Source organism: Claveliimonas bilis, assembly GCF_020892095.1.
Classification (GTDB): domain Bacteria; phylum Bacillota; class Clostridia; order Lachnospirales; family Lachnospiraceae; genus Claveliimonas; species Claveliimonas bilis.
In genome coordinates this window covers 953,254-979,119 of record NZ_AP024845.1, presented here as the reverse complement: position 1 = coordinate 979,119, position 25,866 = coordinate 953,254, and the positions used below count along the sequence as shown (strand labels likewise).

General features: G+C 41.3%; 28 protein-coding genes and 2 pseudogenes. 27 read left to right on the top strand and 3 right to left on the bottom strand.

Annotation, left to right across the window (positions count from 1 at the left end):
• Positions 1-162: 162 nt before the first annotated feature.
• From EUBC25_RS04960 to EUBC25_RS14840, 18 genes and pseudogenes are all read left to right on the top strand, one after another.
• Complete coding sequence (locus EUBC25_RS04960; protein WP_230107084.1) at positions 163-1,197, top strand: helix-turn-helix domain-containing protein; 1,035 nt, start codon at positions 163-165, stop codon at positions 1,195-1,197.
• Between the two features lie 178 nt (positions 1,198-1,375).
• Entirely contained in the window at positions 1,376-1,801 is a 426-nt protein-coding gene (locus EUBC25_RS04955) for a hypothetical protein (RefSeq protein WP_230107083.1), read from the top strand.
• A gap of 77 nt (positions 1,802-1,878) precedes the next feature.
• A complete protein-coding gene (locus EUBC25_RS04950; RefSeq protein ID WP_230107082.1) occupies positions 1,879-3,387 on the top strand; it encodes an amino acid adenylation domain-containing protein in 1,509 nt (502 codons plus the stop codon).
• 1 nt (position 3,388) lies between these two features.
• Complete coding sequence (locus EUBC25_RS04945; protein WP_230107081.1) at positions 3,389-4,603, top strand: diaminopimelate decarboxylase family protein; 1,215 nt, start codon at positions 3,389-3,391, stop codon at positions 4,601-4,603.
• Complete coding sequence (locus EUBC25_RS04940) at positions 4,569-4,796, top strand: acyl carrier protein (RefSeq protein WP_230107080.1); 228 nt, start codon at positions 4,569-4,571, stop codon at positions 4,794-4,796. The genes EUBC25_RS04945 and EUBC25_RS04940 overlap by 35 nt, the downstream gene beginning before the upstream one ends.
• A gap of 1 nt (position 4,797) precedes the next feature.
• Entirely contained in the window at positions 4,798-6,387 is a 1,590-nt protein-coding gene (locus EUBC25_RS04935; protein ID WP_230107079.1) for an MBOAT family O-acyltransferase, read from the top strand.
• Complete coding sequence (locus EUBC25_RS04930; RefSeq protein ID WP_230107078.1) at positions 6,374-7,381, top strand: SGNH/GDSL hydrolase family protein; 1,008 nt, start codon at positions 6,374-6,376, stop codon at positions 7,379-7,381. The genes EUBC25_RS04935 and EUBC25_RS04930 overlap by 14 nt, the downstream gene beginning before the upstream one ends.
• Positions 7,362-7,949, top strand: coding sequence for a TVP38/TMEM64 family protein (locus EUBC25_RS04925; RefSeq protein WP_230107077.1), 588 nt, complete (start codon positions 7,362-7,364; stop codon positions 7,947-7,949). Before EUBC25_RS04930 ends, EUBC25_RS04925 begins: the two co-directional genes overlap by 20 nt.
• Positions 7,950-7,992: 43 nt before the next feature.
• Positions 7,993-8,631 carry a CDP-alcohol phosphatidyltransferase family protein gene (locus tag EUBC25_RS04920; RefSeq protein WP_230107076.1) on the top strand — a complete coding sequence of 213 codons (639 nt, stop codon included), beginning with the start codon at positions 7,993-7,995 and terminating at the stop codon, positions 8,629-8,631.
• Positions 8,632-8,768: 137 nt separating this feature from the next.
• Positions 8,769-9,473: a phosphatidylserine decarboxylase gene (locus EUBC25_RS04915; protein WP_230107075.1), complete on the top strand. Its 705-nt coding sequence runs from the start codon at positions 8,769-8,771 to the stop codon at positions 9,471-9,473.
• A complete protein-coding gene (locus EUBC25_RS04910) occupies positions 9,466-10,182 on the top strand; it encodes a response regulator transcription factor (RefSeq protein WP_230107074.1) in 717 nt (238 codons plus the stop codon). The genes EUBC25_RS04915 and EUBC25_RS04910 overlap by 8 nt, the downstream gene beginning before the upstream one ends.
• A 97-nt stretch (positions 10,183-10,279) precedes the next feature.
• Positions 10,280-11,479 carry an ATP-binding protein gene (locus EUBC25_RS04905; protein ID WP_230107073.1) on the top strand — a complete coding sequence of 400 codons (1,200 nt, stop codon included), beginning with the start codon at positions 10,280-10,282 and terminating at the stop codon, positions 11,477-11,479.
• A gap of 133 nt (positions 11,480-11,612) precedes the next feature.
• On the top strand, positions 11,613-12,041 hold the full coding sequence (locus EUBC25_RS04900; protein WP_230107072.1) for a MarR family transcriptional regulator: 429 nt from the start codon (positions 11,613-11,615) through the stop codon (positions 12,039-12,041).
• 2 nt (positions 12,042-12,043) lie between these two features.
• Positions 12,044-12,577, top strand: a pseudogene (locus EUBC25_RS04895) (YczE/YyaS/YitT family protein); the annotation flags it as partial.
• Between the two features lie 161 nt (positions 12,578-12,738).
• On the top strand, positions 12,739-13,332 hold the full coding sequence (locus tag EUBC25_RS04890) for a cytidylate kinase-like family protein (protein WP_311135889.1): 594 nt from the start codon (positions 12,739-12,741) through the stop codon (positions 13,330-13,332).
• Positions 13,333-13,501: 169 nt separating this feature from the next.
• Complete coding sequence (locus EUBC25_RS04885) at positions 13,502-13,984, top strand: RNA polymerase sigma factor (RefSeq protein WP_230107071.1); 483 nt, start codon at positions 13,502-13,504, stop codon at positions 13,982-13,984.
• Positions 13,971-14,795 (top strand): anti-sigma-I factor RsgI family protein, encoded by an 825-nt coding sequence (locus EUBC25_RS04880; RefSeq protein ID WP_230107070.1) that lies wholly within the window; start codon positions 13,971-13,973, stop codon positions 14,793-14,795. The genes EUBC25_RS04885 and EUBC25_RS04880 overlap by 14 nt, the downstream gene beginning before the upstream one ends.
• Positions 14,796-14,965: 170 nt before the next feature.
• Positions 14,966-15,094, top strand: a complete 129-nt coding sequence (locus EUBC25_RS14840; protein ID WP_255682349.1) for a hypothetical protein — start codon at positions 14,966-14,968, stop codon at positions 15,092-15,094.
• A gap of 99 nt (positions 15,095-15,193) precedes the next feature.
• Here the strand turns inward: EUBC25_RS14840 and EUBC25_RS04875 are convergent, their stop codons facing one another.
• Both EUBC25_RS04875 and EUBC25_RS14985 read right to left on the bottom strand, forming a co-directional pair.
• Entirely contained in the window at positions 15,194-15,976 is a 783-nt protein-coding gene (locus EUBC25_RS04875) for a nucleoside phosphorylase (protein WP_230107069.1), read from the bottom strand.
• An 80-nt stretch (positions 15,977-16,056) separates the two neighbouring features.
• Positions 16,057-16,206, bottom strand: a pseudogene (locus EUBC25_RS14985) (DUF3795 domain-containing protein); the annotation flags it as partial.
• A 314-nt stretch (positions 16,207-16,520) separates the two neighbouring features.
• On the opposite strand from EUBC25_RS14985, the gene EUBC25_RS04865 reads away from it, so the two are divergent.
• The 8 genes from EUBC25_RS04865 to EUBC25_RS04830 all read left to right on the top strand — a co-directional run bounded on the left by EUBC25_RS04865 (position 16,521) and on the right by EUBC25_RS04830 (position 23,705).
• Positions 16,521-16,937 (top strand): YjdF family protein, encoded by a 417-nt coding sequence (locus EUBC25_RS04865; protein WP_230107068.1) that lies wholly within the window; start codon positions 16,521-16,523, stop codon positions 16,935-16,937.
• 433 nt (positions 16,938-17,370) lie between these two features.
• The gene (locus tag EUBC25_RS04860) at positions 17,371-17,781 is read left to right on the top strand and encodes a DUF2935 domain-containing protein (RefSeq protein WP_230107067.1); all 411 of its coding nucleotides are present in this window, start codon (positions 17,371-17,373) and stop codon (positions 17,779-17,781) included.
• Positions 17,768-17,950: a DUF2935 domain-containing protein gene (locus EUBC25_RS04855; RefSeq protein WP_230107066.1), complete on the top strand. Its 183-nt coding sequence runs from the start codon at positions 17,768-17,770 to the stop codon at positions 17,948-17,950. The genes EUBC25_RS04860 and EUBC25_RS04855 overlap by 14 nt, the downstream gene beginning before the upstream one ends.
• A 194-nt stretch (positions 17,951-18,144) precedes the next feature.
• Positions 18,145-19,725, top strand: coding sequence for an ABC transporter substrate-binding protein (locus EUBC25_RS04850; RefSeq protein WP_230107065.1), 1,581 nt, complete (start codon positions 18,145-18,147; stop codon positions 19,723-19,725).
• A gap of 134 nt (positions 19,726-19,859) precedes the next feature.
• On the top strand, positions 19,860-20,810 hold the full coding sequence (locus EUBC25_RS04845; protein ID WP_230107064.1) for an ABC transporter permease: 951 nt from the start codon (positions 19,860-19,862) through the stop codon (positions 20,808-20,810).
• Between the two features lie 11 nt (positions 20,811-20,821).
• Complete coding sequence (locus EUBC25_RS04840) at positions 20,822-21,718, top strand: ABC transporter permease (RefSeq protein WP_230107063.1); 897 nt, start codon at positions 20,822-20,824, stop codon at positions 21,716-21,718.
• Positions 21,718-22,728, top strand: coding sequence for an ABC transporter ATP-binding protein (locus EUBC25_RS04835; RefSeq protein ID WP_230107062.1), 1,011 nt, complete (start codon positions 21,718-21,720; stop codon positions 22,726-22,728). Before EUBC25_RS04840 ends, EUBC25_RS04835 begins: the two co-directional genes overlap by 1 nt.
• Positions 22,729-22,730: 2 nt before the next feature.
• On the top strand, positions 22,731-23,705 hold the full coding sequence (locus EUBC25_RS04830) for an ABC transporter ATP-binding protein (protein WP_230107061.1): 975 nt from the start codon (positions 22,731-22,733) through the stop codon (positions 23,703-23,705).
• A 58-nt stretch (positions 23,706-23,763) separates the two neighbouring features.
• On the opposite strand, the gene EUBC25_RS04825 is transcribed toward EUBC25_RS04830, so the two are convergent.
• Positions 23,764-25,254, bottom strand: coding sequence for an AAA family ATPase (locus EUBC25_RS04825; RefSeq protein ID WP_230107060.1), 1,491 nt, complete (start codon positions 25,252-25,254; stop codon positions 23,764-23,766).
• Positions 25,255-25,469: 215 nt separating this feature from the next.
• On the opposite strand from EUBC25_RS04825, the gene EUBC25_RS04820 reads away from it, so the two are divergent.
• A complete protein-coding gene (locus EUBC25_RS04820) occupies positions 25,470-25,832 on the top strand; it encodes a molecular chaperone Hsp90 (RefSeq protein ID WP_230107059.1) in 363 nt (120 codons plus the stop codon).
• Positions 25,833-25,866 lie beyond the last annotated feature (34 nt).

The window sequence follows — 25,866 nt, the reverse complement described above, 5'->3', positions numbered from 1 at the left end:
TATGGGGCATGGCTGCGGCTTTGCCCCATATTTATGTAAAATGTGAATAATGGTTAATTTTTATGGGCTTTATTTAACGGAGGTTCAGTTGTGGGGAGTGTGTTTGTCTGATATGATCATATTAGCAAAGGCCGATGCAAAATAACACAAGGGGATGTTCATATGTCTTTAGGTAAAGTAATAAGAAAATACAGAAAAATCAAAAATCTGACACAAGAAGAAATGGCAGGGCGGCTGGGAGTGACAGCTCCTGCGGTAAATAAATGGGAAAATGAAAATTCTTATCCGGATATCACTCTCTTGGGACCGATAGCCAGATTATTAGGAATTTCATTAGATACATTGTTGTCATTTCGTGAAGAGTTGACACAAGAAGAAATCAATGAAATTGTTTGTGAGGCAGATTTGAAATTAAAAGAACAATCCTATGAGGAGACATTTCAGTGGGCAAAGAAAATGGTGGAACAATATCCAAATTGTGAGCAGCTGCTCTTGAATATTGCAGTTATATTCGATTCACATCGTCTGATGAAGGGAATTCCACAAGACAGGGAATATGAGGAATATATTTGTTCTTTGTATATCCGTGCATTAAATAGTTCAGATGAAACAATCCGAATTAGGGCTGCCGATCTGTTAGTTGGATTTTATATGAGAAAAAGACAGTATGATAAAGCAGAGAAATATTTGGAATATTTTTCTGTTCAGAATCCAGAAAGAAAAAGAAAACAGGCACAGATTTATGCTGAAACAGGTCGAATCAGGGAAGCGTATAAAGCGTATGAGGAACTTTTGTTTTCTGATTTTCAGAGATCAAGCATGGAATTGCATGGAATGTATATGCTTGCGCTACAGCATAATAACAGAAAAAAAGCGCGTTGGTTAGCAGATAAGCAAAAGGAGCTGGCCAGATGCTTTGAAATGGGAAAATACTATGAAATATCGAGTGAACTTGAAATTGCAACGATTGAAAAAGATGCCGATTCTGTTATCACTGTGATGGAAGAAATGCTTTCAAGTGCAGAACAGATTGGAGATTTCAGAAAATCGATTTTATATGAACATCTGGACTTTAAAGAGGTAAAAGAAGATTTCATTTCAAATTTGAAAGAAAACCTCAAGAAATGTTTTCAGGATGAAGAAAACTATGGATTTTTAAGAGATAACAAGAGGTGGCAGAAGTTAGTCAATCAGTAATAACATAAATTTATTTGTGAATATTTCGTCCTTCATCAAGCGGTGAAGGACTTTTTTATATTCAAAATAAGGCTTTTAGAATTGTTTAGAATTCATTTAGGAACCATTAAGATATGACTGCCATAATGAACCTATCAAAAGAAAACAGCTTTTGAAATTTGCAAAAAGGAGCAGACAAATGATGAATGATTTACAGAAAAAAACATGGAAGGGAATTATTAAGAAAGGAGTTGTGTTTTGTACAATTGGTGTAATGGCCATGGGTATGGTAGCATGCCAGGGAAAAGATAAGAAAGCGGATTCTCCCGCTTCAAAAACAGAGCAGTCAACGGATAAGAAGACGGATACAAAGGACAATAAAAGTACTAACAAGAGTTCTTCTTCCAAATCCAAAAAGAAAGAGAAGACAGATGCAGCTAAGAAACAGAATTCCGCCGAAAAGGATCAGAAAAAGACAACGGATTCTGATAAAAAAGACAGCACAGATAAAAAAGATACTACAGAAAAGAAGGCCGAGAAGAAGGATACTACCAAAAAGGATACTACGAAGAAGAGCACAAAGAATAATAACAGTACACAAAATTCCAAAAAAACAGTTCAGTAACAAAAGACAAAAAGAATAATTACTTATAAATGGGCTGTATGAAGACGTGCAGTCCATTTTTCTGAAAGGATTATAATATGTGGAACATTCTGGAATATTTAGAAAAAACGGAAATGATGTATCCCCATCATACGGCAGTCGATGATGGAAAGTTTGTGTTCACGTGGAGGGAGCTGGGAGAAATATCCCGAAAAATGGGTACAGCATTTGCAAAAAGGATCTCCCCAGGGAAACCGGTGGCTATTCTGGCTGAGAAAAGAGCTATTACACTGGCGGCTATGTTTGGAAGCATATATGCGGGAGGATTTTATGTAGTGATCGATCCTTCGCAGCCGGCAAAGAGAATACAAGAAATTTTAAACGTACTGGAACCGGAGCTTATTGTAATCAATGAAACAACCGGAGAAATATTAAAGCAGACAGATTATAAGGGAGATACTTATCGGATAGAAATTGGTATGTTGGAGAGGGAAGACTGGGAATTACTGCGGGGAATACGGGAACGTAGTAAAGATACGGATATATTGTATGGAATCTTTACTTCTGGTTCTACCGGAACTCCGAAAGGGATTGTGGTAAGCCACCGGGCGGCTATAGATTTTATATCCCATTTTGTGCAGATATTTGATTTTACAGTTTATGACAAAATTGGAAATCAGGCTCCGTTTGACTTTGATGTTTCGGTAAAAGACATTTATACGAGTATGTTTACCGGGGCAACGTTAGTCCTTCTTCCAAAAGAAATATTTTCTACCCCTCCGGTTTTACTGGATTATCTGTGTGAAAAAGAAGTGACTGCACTTATATGGGCGGTATCGGCGCTTAGCCTTGTAGCGGTATTAAAAGGACTTTCTTATAAAATTCCCCATACAGTAAAGAAGATACTTTTCAGTGGCGAGGTTATGCCGGTGAAGCAGCTTCGAATGTGGCAGTCGGCCCTGCCTTGGGCAGAATTTGTTAATCTGTATGGTCCTACAGAAGTTACCTGTAATTGCACATACTATCGAGTGGAAGAAATGATTCCGGATGGAGAGAAAATTCCTATCGGCAGAGCATTTCCAGGCAGAAAAGTATTTCTTTTGGACGAAAATGAAAAAGAAATCACGGCCTTTGGGGAAATCGGTGAAATTTGTGTTTCCGGTGAATCCTTGTCAGAAGGATATTACCATAATGCAGAGGAAACAAAGAAAAAGTTTATACTCTATCCAAAGAATGGAGAAGGACAGAGCCGATGCTATAAAACCGGCGATTTGGGTTATTACGGGAAAGATGGGGAACTTTATTTTTCCGGACGAAAAGACTTCCAGATCAAACATATGGGACATAGGATTGAGTTGGAAGAGATTGAATGTGTAATGGAACAAATCAGCGGACTGGACAGAGCAGTATGTTTAATGGATGAAAAAAGAAACCGGCTAGTAGCATTTTATCTGGGGAATATCAATGCGGATGAGATCAAAGAGAAGATGAAGCACAAACTTCCAGTTTATATGATTCCCCATAAAATTGTAAAAACGGATTCAATGCCGCTAAACAAAAACGGAAAAACAGATCGGGGCTTTTTCCGGCAGAAATTGGGGGAATGAAATGGATAAAAAAATATTAGAACAAGGAATTGCCAAATATGGTACGCCGCTTTACGTATTTAATATAGATGAAATGCAAAAATCGGTGGAGCTTTTTCGACAAAAACTGCAGGGGAGTGCTGATATCTGTTTTGCTATGAAAGCGAATCCATTTCTGACAAAGCAAATGGCAGAAGTGGTTGACAGGATTGAAGTTTGTTCTATGGGAGAGTTTGAAATTTGCCGGAAACTTGGAATCGATGCTAAGAAAATACTGATATCAGGGGTACTGAAGAAAAAAGAAGATATTCTTGAAATTCTTACTTATTATCGGGGTGGTTGTTTTTATACCGTTGAATCACCGGAACAATTTCAGATATTTATGGAATGGTGCAAGGAAAATAAAGAAGAAATCCAAGTATATCTTAGACTGACAAGTGGGAATCAGTTTGGAATGGATGAAAAGGGAATATGGAAGATGATTTCTATAAGGCACCAATGTCCATTCCTTAGAATCAGGGGAATTCATTATTTTTCAGGGACGCAGAAAAAGACCATGGAGAAGGTGAAGAAGGAATTAGAATATCTGGACAGCTTTTTAAGAGAGGTGGAAGCATCTGGATTGCCGATAGAAGAGCTGGAATACGGTCCCGGAATTGCTGTCTCATACTTTCAAGGCCATAAGGACACGTTAGGAGAAGATATCAGTATAATGACAGACGCCATCCAGAATATGAAATGGCGTGGAAATATTGTGTTGGAAATGGGGCGTGCCCTTGCAGCAAAATGCGGGTATTATCTGACCAGTGTAAAAGATATAAAGCAAAATAATGGGAAGAATTATTGCATCGTGGACGGCGGAATCCATCAGATTAATTATGACGGACAGATCAAAGGAATGTATTGCCCCAATTTTCAGGTAAGTCCAGGGGACGAAGGCGGCTCTAAGCAGGAATACATTGTATGCGGGTCTTTATGTACGATAAATGACATATTGATGCAAAAAGCAGAAATTGCAGGGCTGCAAGTTGGAAGTGTATTGATTTTTGAGCGGGCTGGTGCCTATGCAATGACGGAGGGCATGGCGCTTTTCTTAAGTCATGAATTGCCGCAGATTGCACTTTATAGCAGGGAAACGGGATGGAAATTGGTAAGGACCAAATATGAAACATACGAGTGGAATATGGAAAAGGAGAGTTATAATGGAAACTTTAATGAATATTTTAATGGAAATTGATGACAGTATTGATTGGAAAAATGAAAGCGCATTGATTGATAGCAAGATTCTGGATTCATTTGGTGTTATTTCTCTTATATCAGAACTGGAAGATGCATTTGATATTGAAATAGAAGCTTCAGAGATGCGTCCTGAAAATCTTAATTCGGTAAATGCTATATGGGATATGGTGCAGAGATTGAAGGAGAATTGATATGGCATATCATACGTCAATATATTTATTCCTCTTTCTTCCAGCGGTACTTCTTGCTTATCAACTGACGCCGGAAAAGGTACGGTGGGTAACTTTGGTACTTTCCGGTTATATATTTTTCTGGAGCATCAGTGGAAAATTGGTTCTCTATCTAATAGGAACAACATTAGTTACCCACTATATAGGCGTATGGATATCTTCAGTAAAACTTGAATGTAAAATGGCTGTATCAGAAGCGCCGGGAGAAGAGCGTAATCAGATAAAGAAACAGTATAAAAGGCGGGAGAAAATGATACTGGCAGGAGGTATTATCCTGCTGTTATCGGCGTTGCTTTATCTCAAATATTATAATTTCTTTGCACAAAATGTGAATCGTGTGCTTGAGACAGCAGGAAGTGAGTTCGCACTGCAGGCAAAAGTGCTCATTCTTCCAATAGGGATTTCCTTTTATACATTACAGGCCATTGGATATATAGTAGATGTTTATTGGGGGAAAATCAATGGCTTGGAGCAGCCTCCGGGGAAAATTGCTTTGTTTCTGGGGTTCTTTCCGCAGATTATGGAAGGTCCGATCAGTATGTATTCCCAGACGGCAGATAGGCTATGGGAAGGAAATCCTCTTAAAGGAGAGAACCTGTCCAAAGGAAGTGTCAGGATTTTGTGGGGACTGTTTAAGAAGATGATCATTGCTGACCGGCTCTTTATATTGGTACAGGCGGTTTTTGAGCATTATGAAAATTATCATGGCGTTATGATCGCAGTTGCGGCAGTAGCTTATACAGTGCAGCTCTATATGGAATTTTCGGGCTGTATGGATATCATCATTGGGAGCGGCAGGATGTTTGGAGTGGTTCTTCCGGAAAATTTTTGTCAGCCTTTTGCTTCCAGAAATGCGGCGGAGTTTTGGCGGAGATGGCACATTACACTGGGAGTGTGGTTCAAAACTTACATTTTTTATCCAGTGTCCGTATCGGTGCTTGTAAAGAAATGGAATAAATTTGGAAAAGCCTATTTGGGAAAATACATAACAAAATTAGGTGTTTCAGCCTTTTGTCTGTTTCCAGTTTGGTTGTGTAATGGCTTATGGCATGGCGCTAAATGGAGTTACATTTTTTATGGAATGTACTATTTTACTATTCTTCTTGCAGGAATTGCATTGGAACCGGTACGAATGAAAACAGTGAGGCTATTGCATCTTAATGAACAGGCTTTTTATTATCGAACGATGCAGATCATGAAAACATGGGTCATCATTTTTACCGGGGAATTATTTTTCAGGGCCAATGGTCTGCGTGCAGGAGTGCGGATGTTCCGAAGTATGTTCCAGAATTTTGAGGTACAGAGATTATGGGATGGGACATTGTTGAATTTAGGGCTGGATAAGGCAGATTATATGGCCATCCTGATAGGTTGCATAGTTGTAGCTGTAGTTGGAATCATAAAAGAAAAGAATTTGCTGGAGGAAGGAATGGGGAAATTACATCTTCCAGTCAGATGGGCGATTTATTACGCGCTTATTTTGGCTATTATAATTTTTGGAGCTTATGGAATTGGATATCAGCAGGTGGATATGATTTATGCAGGATTTTAAAAGCATTGGAAAAAGAGTGGCAAAAACCATTGTGTTTTTTGCAATTTTAATTGGGATTTTAATGGGCGTATCAGAAAAAATAGAACAGGCATTTATTGAAAATGATAATCTCGTACATAGCAGAAATAAAAGTATTTTTCGGATTTTGAGGGAACCAAGAGACAGTATTGATGTGATTGTAGTGGGGGACAGCCTAAGTTATTCAGCCATATCTCCACTGGAACTATGGAAGGATCAAGGGATTACAGCTTATGTATGTGGGCAGCCAGGGCAGAGGATACAGGAAACGTACCATGTTCTTGAAACTGCTTTTGCATCACAGTCCCCTAAACTGGTTATTCTGGAAACTAATACCATGTTTCGGGGAGCCATGGAAAATGGCCTGACGAACCTGAAAGAAAACCTGGAAGAGTGGGGGACTCATTATATTTCGGTTTTTAGAGGACATGATATCTGGAAATCTTTCGTAATAGATAAAGAGTATCCGGAAGAAAATTATAAAGGATTTGCTTTCCGATGTGCTGTACAGCCATATGAAAAAGGTGCATATATGTTTGAAACAGAACAGAAAGTGCAGATGCCGGATGCAGTAATAGAATATATGGAAAGTATTATAAAATTGTGCGAGAAAAACAGGACAAAATTGCTCCTTGTCAGTACACCATCACCATTGAACTACAATTATTCAAGACATAACAGTATTGCGGCTTATGCGAAAGAACATGATTTGGAATATCTGGATATGAATTTAAAACTTGAAGAAGTAGGAACAGATTGGGCAACCGACAGTTTAGATAAGGGGGATCACTTGAATTTGTCAGGTGCAAAGAAAGTGTCACAATATCTTGGAGAATATTTAAGTACACGGTATGATCTTCCTGATCGGAGGAATGAAAAAAGATATGTGGGATGGCAGAAGGCAGAAAAAGATTATATAGAAAAATCAGAAGCGCATTTGAAAGAGATGAATATAAATGAGAAGAAAGCGAATTGAAGAATGGGGAAAAGGCATGACAGGAATGCTTCTTCTCATATGTTTAGTGCTTTGTGCATTGCTGTTTAAAGCATATCTGGACGGAAAGTTCCATTCAGTAGAAACTCTACGTGAGTATGTAGCCGGGTTTGGCATAATGGCGCCGCTGGTACTGACAGCCATTCAGGCAGCACAGGTAGTACTGCCTGTACTTCCGGGATTTTTCGGATGCATTGTGGGAGCAGTTATGTTTGGATGGATGGGAGGATTTTGGTGCAACTACATTGGAATCAGTTTAGGCTCTCTTGCTGCATTTTTATTGGCGCGGAGATATGGACAAGGGCTGGTTACTCATTTGTTTCCAGGAGAACGCTATCAGAAGTGGGCAAACTGGGCGGCTAAAAGTAAATCCTATACCACCATTCTGTTGCTTGGTATGATATTACCCTTGTTTCCGGATGATTATTTTTGCTATTTTACTGGAGTTACAAATATGAGCACCAGAAAATTTACAACAATTATTATTTTGGGAAAACCCTGGTGCATATTAGCTTATAGCCTTATATTTTCTGGCGTCATTACTATTTAAAAGAAAAGAGGTATTGAAAGCTGACGGGAAAGGATAAAAAGAGATGGAAGAAAGAAAAAAGATATGCGGGTACTATGATTATACGGTTATCCTCACCTATATAGGCATATTTATAGGCTTTACAGGAATTGTGTTCATTATGGAAGGAAAATACAGAGAGGCATCCATCTGTCTGATGATTTCAGGAATGTGTGATATGTTTGATGGGACCGTTGCATCAACAAAGCAAAGAAATAGACGAGAAAAACGATTTGGGATCCAGATCGATTCCCTTAGTGATCTGATCTGTTTTGGGGTACTTCCTGCATTGTTCGTGTATAGCATCAGCGGCAAGAATTACATGGCTTTTTTTGTATCCGGTTTTTATGTATTATCTGCACTGATTCGGTTGGCATATTTTAATGTAATGGAAGAGGAAAGGCAGGAAATAGAAGGAGGAAAGCGGACATGGTATCTGGGACTTCCAGTGACTGCCGCTGCAATTTTTATTCCAGCTTGTTATGTGATACAAAGTGAACTGGACTGCACGGCAGTGATGCAGATAGCGCTTATTATGATGGCTGTGGCATTTGTACTGCCTTTTAAAATAAAAAAGCCATATATGGCGGGGAAAATAGGGATTTTATTTACGGGAATCATAGAATTTGCTATTTTATTATTAGGATTGGGATTAGACGTATGAATAGAGATACCTTACTGATCCGATTTTTATACCACACAGTTCCGGGAAGAAGTATTTTAAAAATAGTGGTACAGCCACGGGTGTCGAAGAAAGTAGGAGTATTTCTCAATTCCCGGATTTCCAGGTGGCTTATCCCTTTGTTTGTAAGGAGAAACCGGATTAATTTACAGGAATATGAAAAAAAGAGATACGAGTCTTTCAATGATTTTTTTATACGTAAGCGATGCGTAGAGCAAATCGATATTACACCAGGACATTTGATTAGTCCATGTGATGGATTTTTAAGTATATATCCTGTTGACAAGGATAGTATTTATCGAATAAAGCATATAGAATATAATTTGATACAATTGCTTAAAGACAAGGAATTAGCAGAACATTTCAAAGGAGGCAAGTGCTTGATATTTCGGCTGACCCCTAAACATTACCATAGATACTGCTATATTTGTAATGGTTCAAGAAAAAGAGTTAGGAAGATAGAAGGGAAGCTCCATTGCGTGCGTCCAGTTGCTTATACATCCGTTCCAGTTTTTTTGGAAAATAGCCGGGAGCATACAGAAATACAAGCAGACTATTTTGGACGTGTGGTACAAATGGAGATTGGAGCGCTTCTCGTTGGGAAAATTCATAACTATCCAGGAGAAACTAAAATAGTACAAGGACAAGAAAAAGGTTATTTTGAGTTTGGGGGATCTACGATTGTGGTATTGTTAGAGAAAAACCGAATAGAAATTGAAAAAATAATACAGGATCAGTTCCGTCGAAAACAAGAAATAGAAGTTCATATGGGAGAAAAGATAGGAAGTTTTCTAGAAGAAGGGGGGAAGCCAGGAAATGAATAAAGAGCGAGTATTGATAGTGGAAGATGATGCGGATATTCGAGAAGGGATTCGTATTTTATTAGAGAGTGAAAATTATAAAGTCATAGAGGCAGAAAATGGAAGAAAAGGACTGGAACTCCTGGATGAGAATATAGATCTGGTGATATTAGATATTATGATGCCAGGTATGTCCGGATTAAGGACTTGTGAAGAAATTCGTAAGATTTCCAATGTTCCTGTATTGTTTCTTACAGCAAAAGCACAGGAATCAGACAAATTGATTGGTTTAATAGCAGGTGGAGATGACTATTTGCCAAAACCATTTTCCTATGCCGAGCTTCTAGGAAGGGTAAAGGCACTGATGAGACGTTACAACATTTATATGGGAAGGAATGGGGGAAAGACAGAAAAAGAGGAGCCTTATCTGGAAATCCAAGGTATTCGGATACATGAATCATTTAATGAGGTGTATGTGAATGGTGTGGAAAAAGAGATGTCAGATATTGAATATAATATGCTTCTTCTTATGATGCGTCATCCAAAAAAAATATTTTCTGCACAGAATATTTATGAAAATGTGTGGAATGAGCCATATTTTTATTCCTGTAACAGTACTGTTATGGTACATATTCGAAAACTTAGGGTAAAGGTAGAAGAGGATCCAAAGTTTCCAAAGTACATTAAAACCGTATGGGGAAAGGGGTATAAGTTTGACGTGGGAAACGAATAGGAGAAATTCAATTTATACACAGCTTTTACGTTTATTGCTTATTGCAACATTTGGGGCAGTAGTTATATTTTTTGTTTTTGATTTTACCGGAGAGTATGTGATTGAACGTTATTTACAAGAGACAGATTATATTGAAAAGAAAAATCAAGAATATGTGGACGATCTTCAGGAATATGTAAATCAAGAGCAGATTGCTACCAGAGACACACACAAATTAAATGAATGGGTAAAAAAACAGCAGTTATTGTTTATTCAGGTATATAAAGACGATATACAGGTATATAACTCTGAATATCCGGGCGAGGAAATATGGGAAGAAGAGATTACAGTAGAAGGCTATGCATGGGAAAGCTACTATCAGGTTAATTTTGCAGATGGAACAGCAGAAGTTACGATTACGGGAGCTTACACCTATCAGCTTTATAATTATGTTATAATAGGAGAGCTGGGTATCTCATTTATATTTTTTCTTGTATTTGTTCTTCTGGGAATTCGAAAAAAAATAGATTATATACGAAAACTTAGTGAAGAGATTGAGCTTTTAGAGGGAGGAAGTCTGGAATATAAGATTACGATAAAGGGAAAAGATGAGCTGACCGCATTAGCGGAGGGATTGGACAGTATGAGGATTTCTTTTCGAAATCTTATTCGGCAAGAAGCCGAAATGACACAAGAAAATCAGAGAATCGTAACGGAAATGTCTCATGATTTAAGAACTCCTGTAACATCCATAATGTTGTATACAGAAATTTTAAAACAAGGGAAATACAAAAGTAAAGAGCAGCTTTTTGCATATCTAAATAAGATAGAACAAAAAGCCAAACGAATGAAGCAGTTGACAGATCACCTTTTTGAGTATTCCATAATTGCCGGGGAGAGAGAAATTGAACTGGAGGAGTTGGAGCAGTATGAAGTTTTATTTTATGATCTGTTTTCTGATACTTGTAGTTATTTGGAACAGCAAGGGTTTCGGGTCATATTTCAGGTTAAATGGATAGATGGTCTGCTGCGGATTTCAACAGATTATATTATGCGAATTTTGGATAATGTGACATCGAATATTGAAAAATATGCGGATCGTTCTGAACCAGTGAAAATTTGTTCAGTGGAAGAAGGAAGTATGGCTGGATTTTTCTTTGAAAACAAGATTCGGAATTTGGAAGAAAAACCAGAGAGCACTGGCATTGGAATACAGAATATAAAAAACATGATGCAAAAAATGGGGGGTAAATGTATTGTAGAAGAAAAGGAAGGATACTTTCGATTAATTTTACTGTTCCCTTGTGTAGAAAAGTAAATCGGAATATTTTTTGCTTGACAATTTTTTTCAAAATAATATATGATAGATATTGAAAATAATTTGAATTCTAATAATTTGAATTCAAATTATTTTTTACGTTTTTTAAATAGTAGAAAGGAGAGAATCGTATATGGATTTTTCATTCCATTATCTTGTTATGGCACAACATTCTATGTTCCAAAAAGAACTTTTAATAAAACTAAAAGGATTGGGACTGACCATCGGGCAGCCTAAAATTCTGGACTATCTGCAGACTCATGATGGGGCAGGGCAGAAAGATATTGCATGTGGATGCCATATTGAACCTGGGACACTGACTACTTTGTTAAACCGTATGGAAGAAAATGGTTTGGTGGAACGGCGCATGATGAATGGAAACCGGAGGAGCTATTATGTTTTTATGACTGATAAAGGGAAAAAGCAGGCCCACGCTGTTGCGGAAGCTTTTATGGAACTGGAGGAACAGGCTTTCTGTGGACTTTCAGATGAAGAACGTACAATCCTTATGGAACTTTTCATAAAAATTTATCATAATACAATGGTTGGAAAGGAAGCATAATCATGGAAAAACTCAAGCGTTATACTGTATTTTTGATCGGACTGTTTATTAATTCATTGGGTGTCAGCCTGATTACGAAAGCGAATCTGGGTACATCCCCCATTTCGTCAATCCCATATGTGCTTAGCTTAAATTTCCCGTTTACTTTGGGACAGTTTACAATTGCTTTTAGTTTATTACTGATCTTGCTGCAGTTTTTAATATTGCGCCGCAATTTTAAGGCAGAGCACCTGCTCCAAATTCCGATTTCCATTTTGTTTGGATATTTTATTGACTTGACAATGGTGATGCTCTTCTTTGTGGAACCAAGTAACTATATCTCCTGTATTCTGTATCTTCTTATTGGCTGTCTGATTTTAGGATTTGGTGTATATACAGAAGTGCTGGCTAATGTAGCTATGCTTCCAGGAGAATCCTTTGTTCGGGCTGTCTCTTCCACATGGAAAACAGAATTTGGGACTACGAAAGTTGCATTTGATGTATCCCTTACCGTTATAGCGGCAGGACTTTCTTTTTTATTTGCCCATCGTCTAGACGGAGTCAGAGAAGGTACGATCATAGCTGCTCTTCTTGTAGGTTTTATTGCCCGTTTGTTTGGGAGAAAGTTATCGTTCCTTGAAGAGATGTTATTTGGAAAATCTCAAAAACAAGTCGAAAGTAGTGATGGGGAAAAGGCGATGCAGCAGAGCTTCCGGTTATTGTTATTGGCCGCCAATTTGGAAGTGGGGGACATGATATCGGAAAAGCACTTGCAGAGAAATTGGGATATCACTTTTATGACAATGAAATTATCCAGATGGCAGCCGGTTCTACCGGATATGATCCGGAATTTATTCGGAATAAAGAGGAAAATATGAGCAATAGCTTTTTGTATGATCTGATGAATCAGATGTACATTTATTCGGATACGAAAGAATCCCCGCGAGATGAAATTTTTGAATCTGAGGGAAAGGTAATCCGTGATCTTGCAGCAAAAGGGCGTTGTGTTATTATTGGCCGCTGTGCAGACTATGTACTTCGTAACCGCCCCAATACATTGAAAGTTTTTTTGCATGCCCCTGAAGAAGTGCGTAAAAAGCGCATCATGAAATTAGAGAACCTTACAGAAGAGGAGGCACTTCGAAAGATACATAAAATGGACAGGCGCCGTTCTGATAATTATGCTTATTATACACATCGCATATGGGGGCACGCACAAAATTATGATCTTACCCTGGATTCTTCAATTGGGGAAGCATACGCTATTACAGTTATAACAGAGATGATGAATATAAAGCATATGAATTCGTAAATGTAGAAGGCACATAAAAAAGCTAAAAAATTTTTGGGAAAATGAAAGGATTAGTTTTTTAGGATCGTATTATTAGTGAACGCGTAATTGTATACCGATGCTAGGCGGAGGTTTGTATGAAATCAAAAATTTGGTTGGATGTTTTACAAAGACCAGTTAGGAGAGAAATATGCGGAGCGAACAGGAAGTAAATCAAGCCATTGATCTGTATGCGGATACCGTAAAGAGAATTTGTGTATTGCATTTAAAGAATAGCTCTGATACTGAGGATATCTTTCAGGAGGTCTTTTTGAAATATGCCCTTAGTTCCATTTTATTTGAAAGTAAGGAACATGAAAAGGCGTGGATGATCCGGGTAACGATAAATCAATGTAAAGATTTTATGAAAAGCATTTTTCGAAGGAAAACGATATCACTTGAAGAAGTTGTTTCACTTTCGGATGAACAGAAAGAGGATTATAGAGAGGTACTGGAAGCAGTTCTGACTTTGCCGCAGAAATATAAAGATGTAGTATATTTGTACTATTACGAAGGGTATTCAGCGGTGGAGATTGGTGAAATGCTTGGGAAGAATGTTAATACCATATATACGTTGCTGGCACGTAGCAGAGAAAAACTGAAAGAAAAGTTGGGAGGCTATGAAATTGGATAACAAAGTTAAAGCGGCGTTTGAACAGATTCATGCCGACGATTCTCTAAAAGAAAATACTAGAACTGCAATTTATCATCATATGGAAAGTTTTGGGAAAACAAGACAAAGAAGTGTGCGCAGGTTTGCTACAGCGGCAGCTTGTATATTAACCTTAGTGTTGGCGGCTGGAGGATATTTTTCTTATACAATACCGGCAGCGGCAATTAGCATTGATGTCAATCCATCTGTTGAACTGCAGGTTAATATATATGGAAAAGTGATTGATGTGAAAGGCTATAATGCTGACGGTGTCGCACTTGCAGATGAATTGTCTGTCAATCATTCGAATTATGCAGATGCAGTGAATAGTATATTGGATAATGAGCAAATAAAATCCTGTATTGCTTCAGATGAACTTCTGGAGATTACAGTGACAAGTGGTTGGGAAAAGAATGCAGAGAAAATGAGAGAATGTATCTCTGATGAAACGGGTATAGATATAGAAAATATTTATTGCATGGTGGATCAAGCAGAGGTTGAAGAGGCACATTTAGCCGGAATTTCTTTTGGAAAATATCGTGCATACCTTGAATTGCATGAAATGAATCCAGAAATTACAGTAGATGATATACGTGATCTTACTATGAGAGAAATCAGAGATATGATTGAGGAGCAGTCTGGCGCGAATTCTAGTTCTGCTGACTATGGAAAAGGGCAAGGAAATGGGAAAGGAAGCGGACGAGAAAACGGGCAAGGAAACGGACAGAAAAATGGACAGGGAAACGCCAATGAGAATGGAACCGCTAAAGGGCAGAAGGATAGGAAGCAGTAGTTGCAGGGCAGGTATTTGAGGTACCTGCCTTTTTATGTGAAGATTTTTATAAGCAATGATAGATAAAAACAAGAGGGATTCTTTATGGTTCCAGGACAATTCAGCAGCAGTAAATCCTTTCCTGTGTGGAACAAATAGGAAGTTTCAGAAAAGCCCCTCTTTATGAGCATATGAAATTTAAGGAAGTAGAAGAAGATTTTATTGTAGAAATGAAGAAAAATCTATTGAAATGTTTCCAGGATGAGGAAAGTTATGGATTTTTAAAAGATGATGAGAGATGGCAGAGACTGGTAAAATAGTAATCGGATATTTTCAGTATTTTGTACAGAGAGGATAATGTAAAAACAGACCTTAAAAGATTCGTCCTTTGAGGTCTGTTTTTTATCCAATAGGAAGATCTACAAAGCCAGTCCGCATTCAAAAGCCAGGACCATGTATTTTTCTGCATTGGTAAGGCCATACAGATTAAGATCCCGGATTTCCCATTTATCAGAACTAAGATTGTCCGCTCCATATAAAAACTGGATAAATGGGATCCGCCGGTATTTTGAGACTGCCAGCATGGAAGCGCATTCCATTTCCGCTGCAAGACAGCCTTCCCTACGGCGCTCCTGAATGGCGGGAATCGTTTCTCTGTAAATGGCATCTGAAGTCCATGTTTTGCCTTTTACATAGGGGTAACCGCAGTTTTTCAGGACGTTTTCTAATATCTGAATGGAATGGGAATCAGCTTCAATTTCCGGAGAAGGAGCCACATAGTGATAGCTTGTTCCTTCATCACGAACGGCGGAAACGGGAACGATGATCCGATCCTTCACTTTGTCGTCATCCAATACGCCGCAGGAGCCAAACAGAACAAATTTTTTTGCGCCCATGGCAACAACTTCTTCAAAACCAACGACGCATGCAGGCGCGCCGACTCTGGACAGATAAAAAGCAATCTCTGTATCCTTATAGCGGATTTTGTAGACCGGGATCATGCCGTTTGCGGTATAAAGTTCAGCTATTTTTACAGCAGTATTTAAGGAAGAAAATTTTTGAATGATTGCTTCAGAAAATGTGGAGACACATATTTCGGGAAAATTTTCTATCCTTTTTGTGGTATCGGACGGGCTGAATAAAGCTGGTTCAGAAATTTCAGTTTTCTCAAATACAGTGACAGTTTTTTTCGTGTGTTCCATTTCTTATTCCCCCTTAGATAGTATAAAATCAGATAGATACAGTTACCTTTTCTTGCGAAGCTTTAAGGATATATCTTCCTGTGCTGCAGACTGCATTTTGCTATGGCACAGGTCTGGTTACCATCTTCGCAGCCACAGCCGGAACAATAATGGTTCAGATTCATAGGGCATAAGCCGCAGTTTAGTCCACCAAGGGAAAATAATAAATTTTTCCGATGAAAATTTTTCATGGACAGACCTCCCATATATTCTTCCTCCAATAGGACAGACCGGTAAATCATAGCTATGTCTGTATTCTACCACATTTATGACAGTGCACAAGCAAAACCTTAAACACGGATCAAAGATGTTATAAGCTGGAAATCGTTATAGATTGACGACCAATATTATGGTAAACTCAGGATACAAAGATAAAAACGCAACGCAGGAGAATTTCTCCTGCAGAGCCGGTAGGTAGCCCGGCCGCACCGTAAGGTGTAAGTAACCCTCCCTCCTTAGGGTCGTCCGTTCTTTGTGTATCACAATTATTTAAGGAGGATTTGTCATGGACAAAGTATCAGACAGGCTGACCGTATTTTTTGAGGAACCATTTTGGGTAGGTGTTTTTGAGCGAAGCTCAGAGGGAAAACTATCGGCGTGTAAGGTTACGTTTGGAGCGGAGCCGAGAGATTATGAGATCTACGAGTTTGTTCTGAAAAATTACGTTCATCTGCGATTTAGTCCGGCTGTGGCAACTAGTGTAAGAAAAGCCGGCCGTAATCCGAAACGGTTGCAGCGAGAGGTGCGAAAAGAGATGCAGAATGAAGGAATAGGCACAAAATCGCAGCAGGCTTTGAAATTACAGCAGGAGCAGTTGAAAACGGAACGTAAGACTGTGAGCAGGGAAAGGCGGGAAGCAGAGAAAGTACGTAAGTTTGAACTGAAACAGCAGAAAAAGAAAGAAAAGCACAGGGGCAGATGATGTCTGTCCCTGTGCTTCTTTTGGTATCTATGCCGAATAAATACCTTCTACTGTAATCTGTTTGAAAAATCTGGAGAGCCCTAATCTGACGGTTTCGTCTGCCTGCATCGGGGTTCGGCGGATCAGGACTTCTCCAAATTCGTGAGGGAAGCTGAGGAAGTTTTGCTCTTTCAGAGCATCTGTCTGTTTTGAATCGACAAACCTTGCCGATATGCTTAAGCGGGGGCCGCCTCATGTGCGGCACATGGACGGGGTGATCAGGATGTTCTGGCGGTCGTTTTGTTTCATATGTTCAACTAATCGTTCGTTAAGATGAAATTTCATAGTGGATTCCTCCTTTTCTTTTGGTATCTACATTATTGCAGATTGATGCGTAAAGTTCTGTGACGAAGTTACGAAGACAAACGAAACCTAATTATTCTTTGGACGAATTATGAAAGAGCACGCTTTGTTCCTTCAGGCGGCTTTTCCGGCAGGGGAGCGGGAGTGCAGAAACAAGGCCAGTTGGTACCGGGAAGAATTTGAAAAAATACTGTGGCAGACGGTGCGGCTTTCAGACGGAATGGCAGGAAAAGATGTGCTGTGTTCCGGAGAAGTTTTCACAGAATTTACAATGAGAGCAGAACAGCAGACAGAGCGGCTCACGCAGATTCCTATTGATTCACGGATCACACAGGCAGAGGAGAAACTGCGCTCTGGCTGTCCCGGCGACATAGATGAAAGAATGATATGGCAGATATGCCAGCTGAATCAGCGTGTTCTGCAGCTGTTGAGCGGCCTCATTATGTTTAAAAAGCAGATACTGAGGGAGGTGACTTCCTGCAGGATGTATGCCGCTGGATAATATCCGGGAGACGGAACTGTTCTGGAATCAGATCATGATGGAGCATGCCTTGTTTATACGCGTCCTTCTTGACCCTACAGAGTGCGAACTTTTGGAAATGGCAGATACGTTTGCGGGGGATTACTGCCGGCTTCTGGGGAGGCTTTCGTGTGCTGAAGCAGTCTATTAGGTGCTGATGCAGGGAAATGTGCGGAAGGATCTTTAAAGGCAGAAGGTAGTTATCGTTTTATTATTTTTTCTTTCTTCCATTATCACATATAGATAAAACATATAAGAGTATAAAAAATATCAATTTGATTTTTTTTGCTCTGTCAGATAACATAAATGACACATGATAAAAATGTATGTTAAAGGAGGAAACACATGAAAAAGCAAAGAAAAATGTGGTCAAGAGCTGCAGCGTTGACTATGAGCATGGCTCTTCTCTTGTCCGGATGCGGCGGATCAGGCTCTGATGGGGAAGATGCAGGGGAAAGCGCATCTGGAGCAAAGAAGGAGGAGCTGCATATAGCGATTTCTGCCAATCCGCCTTCTCTGGATCCACAGTCTATTAACTCTAACATTGTAGGAGGCATTGGAGCCCATGTATATGAGCCATTATTTGCAATGAATGCAGATTTTGAACCTACACCGGTGCTGGCAGAATCCTATGAGATGAGTGAGGATGGTATGGTCTACACCATTAAGCTCCGTGAAGGAGTAAAATTCCATAATGGGGAAGAGATGACCGCGGATGATGTTGTGGCTTCTATGAACCGTTGGCTGGAGGTATCTGCCAAAGCAAATACATTAATTGGAGGATCCAGCTTTGAGAAAGTAGACGATTACACGGTTGACTTGAATGTAAATCAGGCTTCATCAGACATTATTATGATTCTGGCAAGTCCGATTCAGGCAGCGGCAATTTATCCGGCTGAAGTTGTGGAGACTGCAACAGCAGAGGGCATTGATGAGTATATCGGTACAGGTCCCTATAAGGTTTCCGAGTGGAAACAAGATCAATATGTAAAGCTGGAGGCTTATGAGGATTATCAGCCGTCAGAGGGTGAGGGAAGCGGACTTGCAGGAGAAAAGCAGGCGGCTACAGGCACACTTTATTTTGACGTGGTGACAGACGCTTCCACTCGTATTGCAGGTGTGCAGAGCGGTGAATATGATATTGCAGAGGAAATCCCTGTTGACAATTATGAAGAACTGTCCGCTGACAGCAATCTGACCCTGAATGTAGATAAGGGAGGTACCTTGAATCTTTTCCTTGATACGACAGAGGGGGTAATGGCAAACCAGACGTTGCGGCAGGCAATCCTGGCAGCGCTGAATTGCGATGATATTATGATGGCAGCTTACGGGAATGCTGATCTCTATGAGATTAATGCAGGATGGTCCGATCCGGCAGATACACAGTGGGGAACAGATGCAGGCAGTGAATATTACAATCAGAATAATATAGAAAAGGCGAAAGAACTTCTTGAGGAAGCCGGATATAATAACGAAAAACTTGTTCTTGTGACAACACAGGATTATCCGGAGATGTACAACGCTACACTTGTCGTACAGGAAAATCTGAAGCAGGCAGGTATTAATGCGGAAGTGGAGACATATGATTTCAGCACTTTTATGGAGCACCGTGCAGACCCGAATCAGTTTGATATGTTTATTACAAGCAACTCCTACAATATGCTTCCGATCCAGCTCTCTGTTCTTGACAGCGGCTGGGCAGGTTTGAATGCTCCGGAAGTAGCAGAAGGGATTCAGAAAATCCGCTCTGCAGCGTCAGATGAAGAGGCGGCATCAGCATGGGCAGATCTGCAGACATTCCTCTATGAGTATGGGGCTGCTACAGTACTTGGACATTACACAGGTGTAATTGCGATGAACAAAGATGTGACAGGATATAATTATCTTCGTTTCCCAATTTACTGGGGAGTAACAGCTACAGAATAGCAGATATAAAAATAGCAGGCAGCGGGGTGCGTTTACGCAGTCCGCTGCTGTTGGTGTATTCAGGAGGATACACACTCTGAAAAAAGCTGCGGCAGATAGGTGAAAGAAGCCGGCGGCGGAAAGGAGCAGCGGATATGCTGTCTTATATTTTGAAAAGAATTTTATCACTGATCCCGGTATTGTTTGTCGTTTCCTGTGTGATTTTTCTTGTAGTATATATGATACCGGGAGGTCCGGCAACGGCTCTTCTTGGGATGGAGGCAACGCCGGATCAGATTAATGAATTGAATGCAGAGCTGGGGTTTGACAGGCCCTTTCTTGTGCAGTATATCGATTGGTTTACAAATGTTTTAAGAGGAGACTGGGGGACATCTTATTTTCTCCACCAGTCAGTGACAGAGGCAATCGGCGAATATTTTCTGCCGACCCTTAGCCTGGCCGTACTGGCGCAGATCATTGCCCTGATTTTATCTGTTCCTCTTGGTATCTTGGCGGCATACAAAAGAGGAACGGCCCTTGATGTGACCTGCGTATCGGCATCCCTTCTTGGGGCGGCTCTTCCGGGGTTCCTGCTTAGTATGTTTCTAATGCTGTTTTTCGGTGTTTATCTGCAATGGTTTCCGGTCGCCGGGTATGCGGCGCTTTCTGAAGGGCTTGGAGAACATTTAAGGTATATTTTTCTTCCGGCTCTTTCGCTTGGAATCGTTCAGGCGGCATATCTGACAAGAATGACCCGCTCTTCGATTTTGGAAGTGCTGTATAGAAATTATATTCAGACTGCAAGAGCAAAGGGACTAAAAGAGAGCCGTGTGGTTTTGCGCTATGCACTGAAGAACGGGGCTCCGGTGATCCTTACAGCGGTAGGGCAGTCCTTTGGCAGTCTGATTACAGGGACCATAGTAACGGAGACTCTTTTTAACATTCCCGGCCTTGGAATGCTGACGCTGACCTCTATTAACAGAAGGGATGTTTTTGTTATCCAGGGGGTTGTTCTTTTTGTAACTTTGCTGTATGTGCTGGTGAATCTGATTGTGGATATTCTTTACGGTTTTGTGGATCCGCGGCTCCAGCCCGGCCGGAAGTAGGAGGGGAAAGAATGATATTGACAAGAAAAAGTATATCCAAAGCCAGTGAGGCTATTTTGAGAGAACAGCGCCAGCTTAGGAAGGAGAGACTTTTGGCCAGTCCGGCTCTCATTATCGGAGCCTGCGGCTTTGTCATAATTCTTCTTCTGGCAATTTTGGTTCCCTTTTTTCATCCGGTAGATCCGGACGCTATGGATGTGGTTAATAGGCTGAAGCCTCCAGGGGGAGAGTATCTGCTTGGGACAGATGAATTTGGAAGGGATCTTTTTATACGAGTGATGTATGGTGCCAGAGTGTCGTTGTGGGTAGGGGGCTGTGTGGCAGTTTTTTCCTGTGTGCTGGGCATTATTATTGGAATTTATGCCAGCTATTTTAAAGTGCTGGATCAGATACTCATGAGGATCTGTGATGGGCTGATAGCGATCCCGGGCATTCTTTTGGCAATTGCTCTGATCGCGGCATTGGGTACCTCAAGCTGGAATGTCATTGTAGCGCTCACGGTTGTTTACAGTCCCAGTGTGGCGAGAACTGTGCGGGCAAGCGCTCTTGTCATAAAAGAGCAGACCTATGTGGAAGCAGCAAAAGTGCAGGGCTATTCCAGTTTCCGCATTTTGTGGAAGATGATTTTGCCGGGAGTGATTTCACCTCTTACTGTGCAGGCGTCATTCATTTTTGCACAGGCAATTATTTCAGAAGCTTCTTTGAGTTTCCTTGGGGCAGGAATCCCCGCCCCGGCAGCCAGTTGGGGAAATATGCTGGAGGCAAGTAAAATGGTATTTTCCAGAGCGCCCTGGACGATGATCTGCCCGGGAGCGGCAGTCATACTATGTGTGCTTAGTCTCAATCTTCTCGGAGACGGCCTGCGAGATTTCCTCGATCCGAGAGTGAAAGGAGGAAAGAAGAAGTGATGGAACAAAAGAAAACAGACAAGAAAAAAAGAATACTTGAAATACGTAATCTGCGCGTTCTGTTTCCGGTACACAAAAGATGGCTTCCGGCTGTAGATGGAGTATCCCTTTGTATCAATCCCGGCGAGATTACCGGAGTGGTTGGAGAGTCAGGGTCTGGAAAGAGTGTTATGTCGCAGTCAGTTCTTCGTCTGCGGGATCACGACACAGCAGTGCGCTATGAAGGAGAAATCCTTTTCCATGAGGAAGATCTGTTAAAAAGGCCTCTAAGAGAAATGCAGGATATCAGAGGAAACAGTATTTCTGTTATTTTCCAGGATCCGCTTAATTCCTTAAGTCCTGTGCACACAGTAGGAAGTCAGCTTGAGGAAGTGCTTCTTCTTCATAAAAAGATAAGCAGGGAGGAAGCCAGGAAGAAAGCCGTTCAGATGCTGGGGCTGACAGGGATACCTGATCCTGCGACCAATATGAAAAAGTATCCGTTTGAGCTATCCGGAGGAATGCAGCAGCGTGTTATGATTGCTATGGCGCTGGCCTGTGAGCCGGAACTTCTGATTGCAGATGAACCGACGACAGCGCTGGATGTGACAATTCAGGAACAAATTCTTCATCTGATCAAAGAACTGAATGACAGGCTGGGAATGTCTGTCCTGTTTATTACTCATGATATGGGAGCGGTATCCAGGCTCTGTCATAGTGTGAAAGTGATGTATTTGGGACAGGTTGTGGAAGACGTAAGGACAGAAGAATTGTTTCGGAATCCTCTTCATCCTTATACACAGGGGTTGCTTGCCTGTATCCCTCATCTTCATGTGAAGCGGGGGATAAAGCTGCCAACTATACAGGGGACGGTTCCGTCTCTTTCCAACATTCCGGAGGGATGTCATTTCTGCACCAGATGTTCATATGCGGATGAAAAGTGCCGAAAATCAGCGCCTCCGCCTGTAGAAGCAGCACCCGGACATATAGTCCGATGCTGGAAATATACCGAAAAAGAGAGGAGGGCATGAAAATGAATCCACATTTTCTGGAAATAAAAGATTTGAAAAAGACCTATCCTCTGCGGGGAAAAAAGACAAAGCTGTTTGCAGCAAAAGAACGCATGTGTGCGGTAGATCATTTGTCTTTGTACATGGAAGAAGGGGAGACCTATGGACTGGTAGGTGAGTCTGGATGCGGAAAATCTACGATTGGTCGTACGATCGTGGGACTTGAAAAAGCAGACAGTGGATCCATCCTGTGTGAAGGGAAGGAATTATGTGGTCTAAGTGAGCGGGAGTTCCGCCCTTACAGAAAAGACCTTCAGATGGTATTTCAAAATTCTCTTTCAGCTATGAATCCCAGGAGCCGCGTAGGAGATATATTAGATGAGATTCTTGCAGTTCATGGAGAAAAAGACAATGGGAAAAGGCGGGAGAAGGTGCTGTCGATCCTGCAAAAAGTAGGACTTTCGGAGGAACATTACTTTCGGTTTCCCCATGAATTATCCGGAGGCCAGGTCCAGCGGCTTGGAATAGCCGGAGCTCTTATAACACAGCCCAGGTTGATTGTTTGTGATGAACCGGTTTCGGCTTTGGATGTATCTATCCAGGCCCAGATTTTAAACATGCTCGTGGAACTGAAAAAAGAGCTTCATTTGAGTCTGCTGTTCATTTCGCATGATATTGGTGTCATTCGGTTTATTTCAGACCGGATCGGAGTTATGTATTTGGGGAGACTGGTGGAGGAAACAACAGCAGAACGGCTGTTTGAACATCCGCTTCATCCCTATACAAAGACACTTCTTGCGGCGGTGCCGGACCCCTATATTACAGGGAGAAAGTTTCAGGCTCTTGATGGGGAACAGCCGGTGCGGACCGAAGGGTTTCAGGGATGTGCATTCCGTAGCAGATGTCCCTATGCCACAAAGAAGTGTGCAGAAGAGGCACCGCAGTTTTGTGAAGTGGAGTCAGGGCATAAGGCAGCCTGCCACTATATAAAAGAATAAATGACAGCGCCGGCTTACAGAGAAGCGCTTTTTGCGCCCTCTGCAGACCGGTGCATTTTTATGCCAGCAGTTCTCCCAGCATCTTTTCGTCAAAGACGACTTCAGATACATGATCCACTTCGATCTGATACAATGCATTTGCAGCCAGATGTTCTGCGGTCTGTTCCAGATCACGGATGCCGGAAGTCGTTACATATTTATTGACAAGGGCGTCAAGAGCCTCTTCAGTTATGGTGCACTCGTGTTCCGCTAGGCCCATACGTTTCAGAACCTTTGGAAGGGCGTACCTGGAGAAGATGATCTTCTTTTCCTCCGGAGTATAGTCCGGTATGTCAATGACAGCGAAACGGGACATGAGAGGCGCGCTGATCTGACTTTTATCATTTGCAGTAGCGATGGGATACACTCCTACTGTCGGGATCATACATTCAATGTAGTTGTCGGTAAATCCAAGGTTATCAAGAAGGGTAAGGAGCACATCGGCAGGATTTCCGTTCCCTTTCCCGGACGCCGCCTTATCCAGCTCATTGATAATAAAAACAAGATTGGACTCCCTAGCAGCAGAGAAAGCCTCCATGATGATTCCCGGTTTTGCGTTGGCGTAGATACGGGAACTTCCGGTCAGCTGTTCCGGGTCATTGATGGAACTCATGTCCAGTGTTGTCCACGGTAATTTTAAAATACGTGCAACTGCGTAGGCGATCTGGGATTTCCCTGTACCTGCCGGTCCTATCAGCAAAAGGCCATAGGCCGGAAGCGTATGAGTGCGGTTGATCTGTATGATCGTTTCAATAATTCTTTGTTTTACGCGCTCCATTCCGTAGAGTTCTTCATCCAGGATCCGGCGGGCCTCCACCGGGTCAATGGACTCAAAATAATTGGTTTTCCATTTGATATTTAAAACAATAGAAAGGGCTCTTTGAGCATGGCGGCGTTCCTCCAGAGTAACCTCATGGGAACGGGCGACGGCAAGATTTCTTCTGGCCCACAAAAGGATAGTGTCCGGCAGCGTTTTGCCGGCACAGGTCATAAAATCCGTAATGCTCTGCAGGCTTGTCAGTTTCATGTCATCGCCGGTTTCATCCGGCTCTTCCTCTGCACCGTCTTCTTCGGGTTCCGGTGCGTCGCTGGAGAGCAGTCTTTCAATAATAAACTGAAGAAATCCATCCTCAGCGGAAAGTTTGGTTCCTTTTCCGAAAGCGATCTCGCGGATCTTATAGACAGCATATCCGTCTGCCAGATTTTTCCCGGAGAGCCTTACGTGGATGCGGTTTTCTCCCAGCCAACGGAGGAGGGGGACAAAACGGGCGTCTATTTTTAAAATGTTGGCGCTGGCGGTTCCGTCCTCTTCGTCAAATTCAAATGCGGTGCGCTTGTCCGGATTGGTGAAAACGCCGCAGGAGTGATGTTTCCAGTCCTTCTGCCGGTTGTCCAGTATAAGAATAGGAGCTTCAGGCGTAGGCAGCGATTCGCTGGAATAAAATATGGAGTAGGTACATTCGGAAATGTCTGCACCCTGGGGTTCGTTGCGAAAATCAAATACAGGCATACTTGTATCTCCTTTAGATGATAGTTTTTCTGACTGCTATCTTAACACATTTCCGCCTGTTCGTAAATTGACAGTGTTATAAAACAAAGGTGAGATAACAAACAAAAAGGCAAATAAAAAAATAAATCGAAAAAGACAGAAAAATGTGATAAACTTTAAATAGATTCGCAATTTGGCAAACAGCAATTCAATAAAAAGTAGAAAGGAAGAGAAAAATGGAAAAGAACATATTAGATTATGTAGTAGAGAAAACAAAGGAACTGATCGCAGCTCCCTCATGCAGCCAAGAGGCAAAGGAAGCAGCCCAGGCGTGGCTGGACGCGGTAGGGACAGAAAAAGAGGCGGAAGAAACAAAAAAATATATCGCAGAATTAGAAGAAGATATTGTGACAGTAGATGGTCTGATCGCTTTTGCACAGTCAGAGGCCGGAGCTAAAGTATTCGGCGGAGAGGAAGCGGCAAAAGGGGTGGCTGTTCATGGACAGGATCTGAAAAAAGCAGGGGCAAAATACTGCGACTGTCCGGCATGTGCGGCGGTGGAAGCAATTCTGGCGAAGAAAGACAGGATTCTTTTATAGAAAACACGAATGATCTGAAAAGGGGGGGGAAAGG

What these genes read in the sequence shown, in the direction of transcription:
- EUBC25_RS14840 (WP_255682349.1), top strand. Translation starts at nt 14,966, where the DNA reads ATGAAATTTAAGGAAGTAGAAGAAGATTTTATTGTAGAAATGAAGAAA.
- EUBC25_RS04945 (WP_230107081.1), top strand. Translation starts at nt 3,389, where the DNA reads ATGGATAAAAAAATATTAGAACAAGGAATTGCCAAATATGGTACGCCG.
- EUBC25_RS04825 (WP_230107060.1), bottom strand. Translation starts at nt 25,254, where the DNA reads ATGCCTGTATTTGATTTTCGCAACGAACCCCAGGGTGCAGACATTTCC.
- EUBC25_RS04925 (WP_230107077.1), top strand. Translation starts at nt 7,362, where the DNA reads ATGAGAAGAAAGCGAATTGAAGAATGGGGAAAAGGCATGACAGGAATG.
- EUBC25_RS04835 (WP_230107062.1), top strand. Translation starts at nt 21,718, where the DNA reads ATGGAACAAAAGAAAACAGACAAGAAAAAAAGAATACTTGAAATACGT.
- EUBC25_RS04885 (WP_230107071.1), top strand. Translation starts at nt 13,502, where the DNA reads ATGCGGAGCGAACAGGAAGTAAATCAAGCCATTGATCTGTATGCGGAT.
- EUBC25_RS04900 (WP_230107072.1), top strand. Translation starts at nt 11,613, where the DNA reads ATGGATTTTTCATTCCATTATCTTGTTATGGCACAACATTCTATGTTC.
- EUBC25_RS04840 (WP_230107063.1), top strand. Translation starts at nt 20,822, where the DNA reads ATGATATTGACAAGAAAAAGTATATCCAAAGCCAGTGAGGCTATTTTG.
- EUBC25_RS04855 (WP_230107066.1), top strand. Translation starts at nt 17,768, where the DNA reads ATGCCGCTGGATAATATCCGGGAGACGGAACTGTTCTGGAATCAGATC.
- EUBC25_RS04930 (WP_230107078.1), top strand. Translation starts at nt 6,374, where the DNA reads ATGCAGGATTTTAAAAGCATTGGAAAAAGAGTGGCAAAAACCATTGTG.
- EUBC25_RS04845 (WP_230107064.1), top strand. Translation starts at nt 19,860, where the DNA reads ATGCTGTCTTATATTTTGAAAAGAATTTTATCACTGATCCCGGTATTG.
- EUBC25_RS04955 (WP_230107083.1), top strand. Translation starts at nt 1,376, where the DNA reads ATGATGAATGATTTACAGAAAAAAACATGGAAGGGAATTATTAAGAAA.
- EUBC25_RS04960 (WP_230107084.1), top strand. Translation starts at nt 163, where the DNA reads ATGTCTTTAGGTAAAGTAATAAGAAAATACAGAAAAATCAAAAATCTG.
- EUBC25_RS04910 (WP_230107074.1), top strand. Translation starts at nt 9,466, where the DNA reads ATGAATAAAGAGCGAGTATTGATAGTGGAAGATGATGCGGATATTCGA.
- EUBC25_RS04830 (WP_230107061.1), top strand. Translation starts at nt 22,731, where the DNA reads ATGAATCCACATTTTCTGGAAATAAAAGATTTGAAAAAGACCTATCCT.
- EUBC25_RS04865 (WP_230107068.1), top strand. Translation starts at nt 16,521, where the DNA reads ATGGACAAAGTATCAGACAGGCTGACCGTATTTTTTGAGGAACCATTT.
- EUBC25_RS04820 (WP_230107059.1), top strand. Translation starts at nt 25,470, where the DNA reads ATGGAAAAGAACATATTAGATTATGTAGTAGAGAAAACAAAGGAACTG.
- EUBC25_RS04860 (WP_230107067.1), top strand. Translation starts at nt 17,371, where the DNA reads ATGAAAGAGCACGCTTTGTTCCTTCAGGCGGCTTTTCCGGCAGGGGAG.
- EUBC25_RS04920 (WP_230107076.1), top strand. Translation starts at nt 7,993, where the DNA reads ATGGAAGAAAGAAAAAAGATATGCGGGTACTATGATTATACGGTTATC.
- EUBC25_RS04880 (WP_230107070.1), top strand. Translation starts at nt 13,971, where the DNA reads ATGAAATTGGATAACAAAGTTAAAGCGGCGTTTGAACAGATTCATGCC.
- EUBC25_RS04935 (WP_230107079.1), top strand. Translation starts at nt 4,798, where the DNA reads ATGGCATATCATACGTCAATATATTTATTCCTCTTTCTTCCAGCGGTA.
- EUBC25_RS04940 (WP_230107080.1), top strand. Translation starts at nt 4,569, where the DNA reads ATGGAAACTTTAATGAATATTTTAATGGAAATTGATGACAGTATTGAT.
- EUBC25_RS04850 (WP_230107065.1), top strand. Translation starts at nt 18,145, where the DNA reads ATGAAAAAGCAAAGAAAAATGTGGTCAAGAGCTGCAGCGTTGACTATG.
- EUBC25_RS04950 (WP_230107082.1), top strand. Translation starts at nt 1,879, where the DNA reads ATGTGGAACATTCTGGAATATTTAGAAAAAACGGAAATGATGTATCCC.
- EUBC25_RS04875 (WP_230107069.1), bottom strand. Translation starts at nt 15,976, where the DNA reads ATGGAACACACGAAAAAAACTGTCACTGTATTTGAGAAAACTGAAATT.